Below are 12,519 nucleotides of genomic sequence, written 5' to 3' on the forward strand. Positions count from 1 at the left end.
AAAAGCTTGGTTGGGAAAGCCTATTTTCTCGGAGAACATTGTGGCAAATTTGTCTAAAAAACCGAATCGTTTGGTTCATGAAAAAAGTCCTTATCTGTTACAACATGCACACAATCCTGTAGATTGGTTTCCATGGGGAAACGAAGCTTTTGAAAAAGCAAAAAAGGAAGATAAAATCATCCTTTTGTCTATTGGTTATTCCACCTGTCACTGGTGTCATGTGATGGAACGGGAGTCCTTTGAGGACCAATCGACCGCAGAACAACTAAACCGTGACTTCGTATGCATCAAGTTAGACAGAGAAGAACGCCCTGACATAGATAAAATTTATATGGATGCCTTACATGCGATGGGAACCCAAGGGGGTTGGCCTCTCAATATGTTCCTCACTCCAGACAAAGAACCCATTCTCGGTGGAACTTATTTTCCACCAGAAAATCGATATGGAAAACGTAGTTTTAAAGAGGTGTTACGCCTGGTGTCAGAAGCTTGGAGAAACCAAAGAGAGGAACTCATCCAAGCCGCAGCGGATTTGACAACGTATTTAAATGAGAACGAACGGAACTCCAGTTCCATTATAGTCCCTGGAAAAGAGATCATTACAAACAACTTCCAACGTTACATCCAATTGTATGATAAAGAATTTTTCGGATTCAAAACCAATTCGGTCAATAAATTCCCTCCCAGCATGGCACTTTCTTTTTTATTAGAGTATTACCAAATTCAAAAAGACAATCGTGCTTTAGAGATGGCATGGAATACGGCGTATGCGATGAAATCTGGTGGCATATATGACCAAATTGGTGGAGGAATTTGCCGTTATGCGACAGACCATGAATGGCTTGTACCTCATTTTGAAAAAATGTTGTATGATAACGCTCTTTTTGTAGAAACTCTTGCCAAACTTTTCCAAATCACAGGCGAACATTTTTTTCTAGAAGCACTCGATGAAATCATCACCTACATCGAACGAGATATGTGTTTGGAAGAAGGTGGCATTGCCAGTGCTGAAGATGCCGACTCGGAAGGGGAAGAAGGAAAGTTTTATCTTTGGACAGAGAAGGAGATCGTTTCCTATGTGACGGATCCTGAGATTTTAGGGTATTGGAATGTAACGGAAGAAGGAAATTTTGAACACCAAAACATCTTACATGTCTATTGGAAGGGTAAAAATCCTTATTTGGATGGCATCCATTTCAATCCTGAATTTAAAGAAAAATTAAAGCAGACAAAAGAAATTTTATTGCAAGTGAGAAACAAACGAATTCGCCCTCTTAGGGATGATAAAGTTTTAACCTCTTGGAATGCATTGTGGATGCGTGCTTTGTTATCCAGTTATGAAGCCACTGGGAACGAATCTTATCTTTCCCAAACCAAAAGAATTTACCAATTTCTCTCCAAACATTTGTTACTGGAAGATGGAACTGTCCTACGAAGATACAGAGAAGGAGAGGCTAAGTTTTATGGAACGTTACCCGATTATGCGGAATGGATTTGGATCTCTATTCGATTGTTCCAACTGACTGGTGAAAAAGAATTTTACCAAACGATGAGCCGACTTTTCGAAACCATCCAATTACGTTTTGTTTCCGAGATGGGACCGTATTATGAATCTTTAGCCGAAAATTCAGATTTGATTGTGAGAACCATAGAAGGTTATGACGGTGTGGAACCTTCAGGTAATTCCACCATGCTCCATGTGTTTTATACCTTACACTCACTTGGATACTCCAAATCAAATTTAGAGAAAAAAGCCAATTCGATCTTTGCTTACTTTTTACCGGAACTCACTCAAAATTCATTGAGTTATCCTTCGATGATTTCTGCCTTTCAGAAATTCCAAACTCCATCCAAAGAAGTGATCGTGATTTACCGGAACAAATCAGAAGAAGAAGTAAAAGAGATCAGACAAAATTTAATGGGAATCTTAGATCCCTGTCTTGTATGGTTAGTGGTGGAAGAATCAGTTGCCAAGTCTTTGGAGGAAGAATTGGCAATCTTTAAAGGAAGAGATGCAGGAAATGGAATCCGTTACTTTGTGTGTCAAAATTTTAAGTGTGAACTGCCAACTGAAAACTGGCAAGATACACTTCTTCTCATACGGAAATAGGACTCGCGTCACCCCAAAGTCGGTCTAAGGAATAATACGTACGCATTTCATCTGTCATGATATGGACACAAATTTCACCGTAGTCGAGAAGGATCCAACCTGTTGCATCCTTCGGTAAATCTGCAAAGTTTTGACGTTTGACTGCTAGTTTTAATGGTTTCATGTACTTATCAATGTCTTTGGCACATGACCTTCCTTGTGTTTCCGTTTTGACAGTCGCAATTACAAATAATGATAAATAGGAATGAACATCTTTTAGATCCAGAAATTGAATGTTTTCACATTTTTTCTCAACTAATGTTTGTTTGATCTTTTTTAAATGTTCTAATGTTTCCGCGCTAATATTTGGCATTTTAATCCTTAGAATTTTGAAAGTCTTCCCCGACGATCACAGTGGCATCGAGGCCTAAATCTTTCCGTAAGGAAAAAAATACCTTCCTGCCTTGGAATGTATCCGAGATCATATCTGTATAATGAGTATTTCCGGAACGATTTAGAATCACTGTGGATTTAAAATTAGAATCCCAAGCATTGTCAACGGTGAGGACTTTCAGACCCTTATCATTGAGTAATACTTTTCCGTATTTGGCAAGTCCATTTTTGGGGGTTCCGTTCAGGACTTCGATCCTTGCCCTTTCTCCTTCCGCAAACGATGGGGATCGCAAATCACTTGAAAACTTATAAAAAGCAACCTTGATGGTTTCTTCATTTGCCTTTAACACTTGGTCTTTGGATTTGATGCGGGCGACTGGCTCGCCTGGAACTTCGGAAACACCAAACTGGAGTTTTTCTTTCTTCAAAAAATCAAAGAAGGTCTCCCATTCTTTTTGAGACATATTGGTGGACATTTGGCTGTGGAGATAAGCCACTTTTTGTTTTCCCATTTGTTCTCTTTTTTCGTGGATGGTTTCCAATAGAGTCAACATCACCGTTTCTTGAATTTCTAATCTACGAAAATAGGATAAAATAGAATCATCTGCTAAAGAACTCATCCAATCAAAACAATCAGGTCCATCTAAGAGATATGATTCTTTGTTTCGGGAATAGTTCTCTGTGACATGTAAGGATTTGGGTTCAAAAAATAAATGTAAACCACCTAGCAAATTGATCCAATTTTGGAACTGTTCTTTGGTCCACACAATCTTAAAAGGGATATTGGAATCCAAAGTATCTTCTAATACGGATTTCACGTAAGAGGGAGCCGAATTTCCTTTTTCCTTCAGAGATTTTTCGCCATCATCAAAACTTGTTTTAGGATTCACAAAAAATAGGGCGGCTTTTTTTTCATTGGGATAAAATTCCGCATACATCGAAAATAAATATTCTTCCTTATCTCCTAAAACTGAAAATAGAATCGGCATTCGTTTGCTTTGTGAAAATTTCTGATCCAATGAAAATCCCGTTTTCGATTTAAATACTAAAAAGAGCAGAGCGAATAAAAAAAAGGAACCCGCTGCGATGAAAAGAGTTTTTGCAGGGATTGTTTGTTTTGGGGAGGATTCACGTAACATTTATTTGGTTTCCTTTAAGGATTGTAGTGCATGGTTGTAAGTAAAAAATGTATGGGGATGGATTACTTCTTTTTTTTCCATAAGAAAGGATATGGTTTGGAATGCTTTCATAAAAATCCCAAAAGATAAATTTTCCTTTGTGTTCTGAATCCAATTTTCTAACTCAATTTGCTTTTGGCAATAGTCGGATCCTAAAAAATCTGCCGCATATACGATTTGGTCTAAAAGAGAAGGTTTGGGACTTCCTAAGGTATGATTTTGGATGGCAGAGCGGATCTCCGGGTCCACAAGTCCATATTCTTTTTGTAAAAACAAAGGAGCAGAGTAGGCATGATAGGCTTGGAAAGGAATTCCTTCCATTTCCAAACCAAATTCGGAGAATAAACTTTCGTGGACTTCCGCTTTTTTTTGTTTGGTGGTGTCGTGGCAAAGTCCAACCAAATAAGCTTTTTTAGGTTCGGGATATTTGTGTGCAATAGCAAGTGACTCCGCCAATTTTGCTACCCTTTGGATATGTTTCCACCTGCTTTCCGTTACATGGTTTGGGACTTCCACTTCAAAAAATGAGATCCATTCTTCTATTGTTTTTTCATTCATTTTTTGTTTCACGATTTAAGATTTCATTCCTGATTCTTTTTCCCGATACGATAACAAAAGTGACCTTGTATTCGGCAAAAGGGAAAAAGTTTCCCATTCTTCTGGTGTATGGTTTCTGATATGAGTGCTACTCATGGGGACGAGGGCATTGTTTAGAACAATGAGTTTTGTTTTGGGGATAAAACTGGGACAAGGGATGGTTTCGGGAGGTTTGGTAAAACGCCGAACCACAAGGAGAGAACGGATCAGAGTTAGAATTTCTTCATAGGACTTCCATTCCTGAAAACTCATCAAATTGTCTTCCCCGATCACAAGAGATAGAGACTGGTTTGGTTCTTTTGTCTGTAACGTGTGTAAGGTTTCAATCGTATAACTGATCTGATTTTGTTTGATTTCTTCATCCCAAAGGATGACCTTGGGAGAAAGTAAACCTTCAAATTCAGTTAAACATAAATTCCAAATTTCTTCTTTAGTAAATTTTCTTTCCTTTTGTTTAAAAGGAGAAACAAAATTTGGGCAAACGTAAAGTTTTGCCTGAGGGAATTCAGTTTGTATCGTTGTGATTACATGCCTGTGGCCTATGTGAGGGGGATTAAAACTCCCACCAAACAAAATCACATCCATTTTACCCTCTGACTTGTCCTTTTCCTGTGACATAGGTTGTGGTCGTTGTTAGGTGGATAAGCCCCATTGGACCACGCACGTGTAATTTCCCCGTTGAAATTCCTACCTCAGCTCCAAGACCATATTCTCCACCATCATGGAACCTTGTGGAACAATTCACAAAAATGGCAGCACTATCCAGTCCTTGTTGGAAGGTTTGAATCTCCGATACATCTTCTGATAAAATACATTCCGTGTGGCCCGAGCTATAGTTTTGGATCTGTTCCATGGCTTCTTCAACGGAACCTACGAGTTTGATACTAAGCCTTGTGTCTAAAAACTCTGTAGCAAAATCGTCTTCTGTTGCCAGTGGGATCGATGAATCCATACTCTGAATGGAAGAATCTCCTAGGATTTGTACTCCATTTGTTTTCAGTTCGCCAAGCAAAGATTTTATGTTTGGGTAAGCTTTATGGATGAATAAATTCTCTAAGGCATTACAAACACCAGGACGTTGGGTTTTGGAGTTCAGTAAAATAGGAAGAACAATTTCTGGATTGGCATGATTCGAAAGATATAAGTTTGTAACACCTTTATCGTGTTTGATGACAGGAATTTTGCTATTTTCTGAAACAAATCGAATCAGGGCTTCTCCACCTCTTGGCACTATCACATCAATCAAATCATCCAATTGGAAAAAGGGAAGCATGGCTTCTCGATTGGTATTGTCTACAAAACTCACTACTTCTTTGTTTACACCAGGTAATTTTGATTCTTCAATCGCTTGGTGGAAAAGGGAAGAAAGAATGGTATTGGAATGATACGCTTCACTGCCTCCACGTAAGATACAAGCATTACCCGACTTAAACGAAAGCGAAGCAATGTCTACAATCACATTGGGCCTTGATTCAAAGATGGTCATGACCACACCAATGGGCACTCGTTTTGTGAGAAGTTCGAGCCCATTGGGAAGGATGGTCCCTCTTACCACTTCTCCAACAGGGTCTGGTAAATTCCGAATTTCCTCGATACTTTTTGCCATCCCTTTGATTCGTTTGGAATCGAGGAGGAGGCGATCCATCATGGAGGAACTTAATCCTTTCTCTTTCCCATTTTTTAAATCAATTTGGTTTTTTGTTATGATCTCAGATTCATTTTCTAATAGCAGTGTTTCAAACTGAAGTAAAACCGCATTTTTTTGATTGGTGGTCAGTCGCTTTAAAGTACGACTTGCCTCTTTTGCTTTTGAAGCAATGTTTTTTGCGTAAGTAGTGTAGTCTTCAGCCATCATTTACTCCGTAGGGAAAGAAAAAAAGTGAGTTTGGATTTCAGATGCAGTAGGAATCCGATGTGGAAAACTACTATTTGCCACAAGAGTTCCAAAGTTTTCTCTGGAAAAAAATTGTGCAATGGCATGTTTTTTTTCTCCATTCACAATCCCTGTTTTGATTCCAAATGGTAATAGAAGTTTGGCGGCATTGATTTTTGTGAACATACCACCTGTCCCTGGGCCAGAAGGACCTGTCGCCAAAGACTCCGTCTCCTTCGAGATTTCCGTAAATAAATCTATTTTTTCCTGACCATTAAGGAATCCATCTACACCTGTGAGGATAAGAAGTAGGTCAGCGCCCACAATCGAAGCAACAATGGCGGATAAAATATCATTATCACCTAAATTTAGTTCTTCTGTCGAAACAGAATCGTTTTCATTGACGATGGGTAAAATTCCCCAATTCAAAAGTTGGCGAAAGGTTTGTTTGAGGTTCGTGAAACTGCTATCTTCATTTAAGTCTTTGCGACCAAACAAAATTTGGGCAATGGGAATGTTCACTCGGCTAAAAAAACTCTCATACAAATTGAGAAGTTTGTTTTGGCCCATGGCGGCAAACGCTTGTTTTTCGGCAAGGGTCGTTTTCCCGTTAGGCAATTCAGCTGTTCCACTTTTGTCTACGAGAAGTTTTTTCCCTTGGGCGATGGCACCAGAAGATACGAGAATAATTTCTTTTCCTTGGTCGCGAAGGGTTCTGATATCACCAACTAAATCATATAAAAAATCATTAATTTTTGATTCTTCCCCAGAAACACGAGCACTGCCAATTTTAATGACGATGAGTTTTGCTTTGTCGAGTGAATCTAAAAAATCCTTACGTGTTTTCATAAACTAACTTTGCTTTTTCGGGAAAAAATACTTTATCAATTCGTTCCAGTAGGTATTCCAAATTGGATTCTTTATCAGCAGAGATACAAATGATTTCACCAAGGGAAGAATAGTTTTTTTGAATTTCTTCTGTAAAACTTGGATCGTTATCCCAAATATCCATTTTGTTGATGACTATCAGATATTTTTTATCTAATAAAGATTCGTTATAATTGCCAAGTTCACTACGTAACATTTCCAATTCTTCTTCGAGTTGTAAATTACCGCCATCAAATAAGAACAAGATCCCTTGGACCCGTTCAATGTGTTTGAGAAAACTGATCCCAAGGCCTACACCTTTGGAAGCCCCTTCAATGATTCCTGGAATGTCTGCTACCGTATAACGAAATAAATCTTCATGTCTATGTACCACACCTAGGTTAGGGGATAGAGTAGTGAAGGCATATCCTGCAATTTTGGGATGTGCATGGGTGATTTTGGCAAGAAGAGTCGACTTACCAGCATTCGGAAGTCCTACAATCCCAATGTCTGCGAGAAGTTTTAATTCTAATCGTAATGAGAAACTATCTCCTTCTTCTCCGGGTTGGCTGTAACGAGGTGCTTGTTGGACTGAAGTTTTAAAAAAAGTATTGCCTTTGCCTCCACGCCCTCCCTTCGCAATGGTAAATGTTTCCCCATCGTGATTGAAGTCGTAGATAAGCTCCATCGTGACCGCATCAATGATCTGAGTTCCCACTGGAACTTTTAGAAGTAAATCTTCTCCATTTTTACCATTTCGGTTTTGGCCAAGGCCTGGTTCCCCGTCTTGTGCCGCATACATTCGGTCGGGTAGGTAATTTTCCAATGTCATCATTCGACCTTCGGCAACAAAGATCACATCTCCCCCTTTGCCTCCGTCACCTCCATCAGGACCACCAAATTCGACAAACTTCTCTTTGTGGAAGTGGACAGAACCTGCCCCTCCGTGTCCGGCTCGAATTTGAATGGGTACTTCGTCGATAAATCCGCTCATAATTTCCTTTGGTCAAAAAAAAACCCGTTTAAGGATGTCCTAAAACGGGTTTTGTCCTCTCGTTTTGTGAGAGGAATTAAGCTTTCGGGTAAACGGAGATTTGTTGTCTTTCTTTTGTTACGTGTTCGAAAGTCACAATCCCGTCAACGAGTGCATATAGAGTATGATCACGACCAATCCCTACGTTTTTACCAGGTTTGTATTCAGTTCCTCTTTGGCGTACGATAATGTTTCCAGCAATTGCTTGTTGGCCACCATATACTTTTACTCCAAGTCTTTTCGATACCGAATCACGACCGTTCTTTGTGGAACCACCACCTTTTTTTGTAGCCATTGTTTACCTCTTAATTAGTTCGTTGTGGACGGAAATCGCATGAGAGTGGGAATGTTCTAAACTTTTTAAACCAAACTCAACCATGGCAAGTAGGCTTTGGTAGACCTCTTTTTGGTTTTGTTTGACAAAAAACTGAAGATACCCGTCTCTTTTCTCTTCTCTTTCCAAACTGCCTTGTGATGCCAAATACGAGTGAGCACTCTGCACGAGAGTGGAGACTCCGGCACACAAAAGATTTTCGCCTTTCGAACCTAGGTTCGTTGGAGAATGTCCTTCCAGCTGGATTCCTGCGATTTTCCCTCCTAAATCTTTAAAAATTGTACTATAAATCAATTAACCGCTGATCGAAACTACTTGCAGTTTTTGGAGTTGTTGTCTGTGACCCCAAGACTTCTTGTAGTTCTTTCTTTTTTTGTATTTGAAACCGTGGATTTTTTCACCCTTGCAGTCTTCTAATACCTTTAAAGTGACTTTTGCTCCCGACAATGCAGGGGAACCAATGTTCACTTTGTTGTTATCGGAAAGGAGTAGGACTTTCGTTTCTACTGTGCTTCCAACCGTGTTTCCTGTTTTTTCTGCGACGAATACCTGGTCAGGAGACACTTTAAATTGTTTGGCTCCAAGTTCAATGATGGCGAACATATAACTATCCTAATCTCTTTCTCGAATGTAGTTCTTACCAGGATTTCTGACAGGCACCTCTTGTCAAACTGAAATCCCCATTTACAGCCTAAGTGGATTGGAATTTCTGGTAAAAACAATGGAAATTCGCAACATCGCCATCATCGCACACGTCGACCACGGTAAGACGACACTCACAGATTGTATCCTTCGCCATACGGGCGCCGTAACCGCAAAAGAAGACCGAGAAAGAATCATGGATTCCAACACTTTGGAACAGGAAAAAGGGATTACGATCCTTGCCAAGAACACTTCGGTAAAATACAAAGGCACTCGCATTAATATCGTAGACACTCCAGGTCACGCTGACTTTGGAGGAGAAGTGGAACGAGTTCTGTCCATGACAGACTGTACACTTTTACTCGTAGATGCATTCGACGGACCAATGCCGCAAACCCGTTTTGTTCTAGGGAAATCTCTCCAACTTGGACACAAACCAATTGTGGTTGTCAACAAAGTGGATCGTGAAGGAGCAAGACCAGGTTACTCGGTAGACAAAGTATTTGACTTGTTTAGTGACCTCGGGGCCACCGAAGAGCAGTTAGACTTTCCAATCATCTATGCTTCGGCAAAACAAGGTTGGGCGGTAAATCAACTTTCTGAAGTTCCTGGCTCTAACATTGAACCACTACTCGATAAGGTTTTGGCACATGTGCCAGCAGTGAAGAACGAAAGCGACAAAGCTCTTCAATTCCAAGTCACAGCACTAGATTATAATGAATATGTTGGTCGTATTGCGATTGGTAAAATCTACCAAGGAACCATGAAAAAAGGTGCCGATGTTACACTCGCCAAAACAAACGGAACCACAGCCAATTATAAAATCACAAAGTTATATGGTTACGAAGGACTCACTCGTTACGAAATCGACGAAGCGGGCTCAGGGGACATCGTTGCGATGGCCGGGATTCCGGATGTATTCATCGGAGACACGGTTTGTGATTTAGGAAATCCACTTCCACTTCCTGCGATCCAAGTGGAAGAACCAACTGTATCGATGTTCTTTATGGTCAACAACTCACCGTTTGCTGGAAAAGAAGGTAAGTTTGTGACCACACGTAACCTAAGAGAGCGTCTTGACCGAGAACTTGAAACCAACGTGGCACTTCGTTTGGAAGAAACAGAAGACAAAGATCGTTTCAAAATTTTAGGTCGTGGGGAACTTCACTTATCCATCCTCATCGAAAACATGAGACGGGAAGGTTATGAACTCCAAGTATCAAGACCAGAAGTCATCATCAAACACAACGAAGCTGGGGAAAAGATTGAACCTTACGAAACACTCGTAATGGACCTTCCAGACCAATACACGGGCGCTGTGATCCAAGAACTAAACCGCCGTAAGGGTGAGTTAACAGGAATGGATGCTCATACTTCTGGGATCACTCGTGTGGAATACACAATTCCAACTAGAGGACTCATTGGTTTTAGAGGACATTTTATTTCGGAAACTCGTGGTGAAGGGGTAATGTCTAGCCGCTTCTTACGTTTTGATAAATACAAGGGTGAAATTCCAGGCCGTAAAAACGGAGCTCTCATTTCTATGGACTCCGGAGAATCCACTGCCTATGCACTCTGGAAAGTGCAAGAACGTGGGGACCTTTTCATTGAACCACAAGTAGCGGTGTATCCAGGTATGATCCTTGGGATGAATAGTAGAGATACTGATTTAGAAGTGAACCCTGTGCGTGAGAAGAAACTCACAAACGTTCGGGCTTCTGGATCGGATGAAGCAATTCGTCTAGTTCCACCGAAAAAACTCACTTTGGAACAATCCATCGAATTTTTAGATGATGATGAGCTTCTGGAAGTGACTCCTCAAAGTTTGCGTCTTCGTAAAAAAGTTTTGGATGCAAGCATGAGAAAACGATCCAGTGGTGGAAGATAAGGTTCGATTTTTAAAAGAATCCAAACTTTCTTTTTTAGGAATGCGCTAAAACAAAAAAGGGACTAAGAGATTTGTCCCTTTTTTTTGTACCAATCATGATTGGCAAAGAAAGGGTTTCTCCTTAAAAACCCAAACCTTTGAGAGCGTCGCCTGCACCAGGAATTTTTTTCAATGCATCTCCCGCTTTTCCTTTGATCACTTCTTTCACGGCTCCACCAATTAGGTCTGTTAAAGTACCAAGTCCCACTCCCAGTTCTACATTAGGATTACGGATATCTCCATAAGTTCTAAAGGGAATAAACAAACGTTCGTCCTTTACCAAATTCCCAACAATTTTATTTCGAAGAGCTTTTGGATCTCCTTGGCCTTTGGTTGCTTGTTTGATTTTTTCATCTACCGAAGCGAGTGATTTTTTGGATTCATCTTCATCATACAACATTCCCATTTTCATTTCATGGTAATTGGTAGTCGTGACAATGAAGGATCCTTTTGTAATTTGGAGGTCGTAATTTTTTGTTGGAAAGGTTGGTTCGTCAAGGAACGTCACCTTGCCGTTGCTATACTCTACCTTAAAACTCACGTCTTTTTTCAGTTCAGCTTTTTCTTTTAGTTTGTCCAGTTTGAGCCCTGCTTGGTTCATCGCAGGAAGTTCTCCGGCAATGGCATCAAACGCAGCAAATCCAGAAAGGAACGAGTCTTCTTTCATCGTCACTTCATAGATGACCTTTGGATTCACTAATCCTGTTTTTTCCACAAAAGGAGTCACCTTACCACCTGTTTCAAGTAAAAACTTGGCTGCTTCCTTTTTGTTTTTACCAATGATTGTCACATCGGCATCAAAGTTCACATCTAAACTGTTATGCGAAGCTAAATCACTTCCATCGATATCAATGTCTGTGATTTCCAAATCCAATTTTTGCACGAGGATTTGTTGGCCTGTTTTCCGCATATTGACTTGGATGTTTCCTTCTTGGATTCCCACAAGTCCCATTTTGATGGCGATGGGAACATCTTTGATGGAAAAAGGACCAGATGGAGGTTCATTTGCTTTTTCCTTCGCTTCTGCTTCCGCCTCAGCTTTTTTTTCTGCGAGAGCCTCTGGTGATAGAGCTGGATTTTTTTCTCCATCTACGATTTTAGGAGTTTTGAAAAGGGAAGTCAAATTGTTCCCACCATCTTCATTCATCGTAAGAGAAATTTCAGGTTGTTTTAACACGAGTTTGTTGACTTTAACTGTTTTTGTGAGCAGTGCTAAAAAGGAAATTTTTACATCTACCTTTCCTAATTGGATGGCACCTTTTGGTTTTGATTTTCTTTCCTCAAGAGGAGTTCCCTTATTGGCTACTTCATCTCTAGGGGCAAGGATGATCCCTTCTATTTCAATTCCTGATAATACATTAAAGAGGTTGATATTTACTTTTTCAACATGTGCTCGGACATTTATGGAAGATTCTATTTGTTTGACAAGAAAGCTCGGAGTGATGATACTTCCTGCAAATACAAACGCGATGATAATGATTAGAAGAATTGCCGCAAAAAATGCTCCAATCCCATAACCTATTTTTTTCATGGTGACTCCTAATTCCAACTAAAACGGTGGACTAGAGACTATAGTGATTTTGGAA

The 12,519-nt window shown here is 40.1% G+C and carries 13 protein-coding genes; 2 read left to right on the forward strand and 11 right to left on the reverse strand.

Translation table 11 applies throughout. From position 1 onward, the window contains the following. The first annotated feature begins 40 nt into the window (after positions 1 to 40). Entirely contained in the window at positions 41 to 2,110 is a 2,070-nt protein-coding gene (locus EHQ59_RS05215) for a thioredoxin domain-containing protein (protein WP_135618131.1), read from the forward strand. On the opposite strand, the gene rsfS is transcribed toward EHQ59_RS05215, so the two are convergent. The 10 genes from rsfS to rplU form a co-directional block, all read right to left on the reverse strand. Continuing rightward, a complete protein-coding gene (rsfS, locus tag EHQ59_RS05220) occupies positions 2,097 to 2,462 on the reverse strand; it encodes a ribosome silencing factor (protein WP_135618133.1) in 366 nt (121 codons plus the stop codon). The genes EHQ59_RS05215 and rsfS overlap by 14 nt on opposite strands. 1 nt (position 2,463) lies before the next feature. After that, on the reverse strand, positions 2,464 to 3,621 hold the full coding sequence (locus EHQ59_RS05225) for a LytR C-terminal domain-containing protein (RefSeq protein WP_135618135.1): 1,158 nt from the start codon (positions 3,619 to 3,621) through the stop codon (positions 2,464 to 2,466). Then, a complete protein-coding gene (gene yqeK, locus EHQ59_RS05230) occupies positions 3,622 to 4,230 on the reverse strand; it encodes a bis(5'-nucleosyl)-tetraphosphatase (symmetrical) YqeK (RefSeq protein WP_244245397.1) in 609 nt (202 codons plus the stop codon). 3 nt (positions 4,231 to 4,233) lie between these two features. Then, on the reverse strand, positions 4,234 to 4,875 hold the full coding sequence (gene nadD / locus EHQ59_RS05235) for a nicotinate (nicotinamide) nucleotide adenylyltransferase (RefSeq protein WP_341867135.1): 642 nt from the start codon (positions 4,873 to 4,875) through the stop codon (positions 4,234 to 4,236). Further along, complete coding sequence (locus tag EHQ59_RS05240; protein ID WP_135618138.1) at positions 4,844 to 6,109, reverse strand: glutamate-5-semialdehyde dehydrogenase; 1,266 nt, start codon at positions 6,107 to 6,109, stop codon at positions 4,844 to 4,846. Before EHQ59_RS05240 ends, nadD begins: the two co-directional genes overlap by 32 nt. A gap of 3 nt (positions 6,110 to 6,112) precedes the next feature. Next, positions 6,113 to 6,979 (reverse strand): glutamate 5-kinase, encoded by an 867-nt coding sequence (proB, locus tag EHQ59_RS05245; RefSeq protein WP_135618140.1) that lies wholly within the window; start codon positions 6,977 to 6,979, stop codon positions 6,113 to 6,115. Continuing rightward, positions 6,966 to 7,991: a GTPase ObgE gene (gene obgE / locus EHQ59_RS05250; RefSeq protein ID WP_135618142.1), complete on the reverse strand. Its 1,026-nt coding sequence runs from the start codon at positions 7,989 to 7,991 to the stop codon at positions 6,966 to 6,968. Before obgE ends, proB begins: the two co-directional genes overlap by 14 nt. Before the next feature lie 76 nt (positions 7,992 to 8,067). Further along, positions 8,068 to 8,325 (reverse strand): 50S ribosomal protein L27, encoded by a 258-nt coding sequence (gene rpmA / locus EHQ59_RS05255; protein ID WP_108959159.1) that lies wholly within the window; start codon positions 8,323 to 8,325, stop codon positions 8,068 to 8,070. A gap of 3 nt (positions 8,326 to 8,328) precedes the next feature. Then, positions 8,329 to 8,658 (reverse strand): ribosomal-processing cysteine protease Prp, encoded by a 330-nt coding sequence (locus EHQ59_RS05260; RefSeq protein ID WP_135618144.1) that lies wholly within the window; start codon positions 8,656 to 8,658, stop codon positions 8,329 to 8,331. Continuing rightward, positions 8,659 to 8,967, reverse strand: a complete 309-nt coding sequence (rplU, locus tag EHQ59_RS05265) for a 50S ribosomal protein L21 (protein WP_012388757.1) — start codon at positions 8,965 to 8,967, stop codon at positions 8,659 to 8,661. A gap of 118 nt (positions 8,968 to 9,085) precedes the next feature. Between rplU and typA the strand changes: the two genes are divergently transcribed. Next, complete coding sequence (typA, locus tag EHQ59_RS05270) at positions 9,086 to 10,894, forward strand: translational GTPase TypA (RefSeq protein WP_135618146.1); 1,809 nt, start codon at positions 9,086 to 9,088, stop codon at positions 10,892 to 10,894. A 121-nt stretch (positions 10,895 to 11,015) separates the two neighbouring features. Here the strand turns inward: typA and EHQ59_RS05275 are convergent, their stop codons facing one another. Further along, positions 11,016 to 12,464, reverse strand: a complete 1,449-nt coding sequence (locus EHQ59_RS05275) for an AsmA family protein (RefSeq protein WP_135618148.1) — start codon at positions 12,462 to 12,464, stop codon at positions 11,016 to 11,018. Positions 12,465 to 12,519: the final 55 nt, after the last annotated feature.

It is taken from the genome of Leptospira kemamanensis (assembly GCF_004769665.1).
Classification (GTDB): domain Bacteria; phylum Spirochaetota; class Leptospiria; order Leptospirales; family Leptospiraceae; genus Leptospira_A; species Leptospira_A kemamanensis.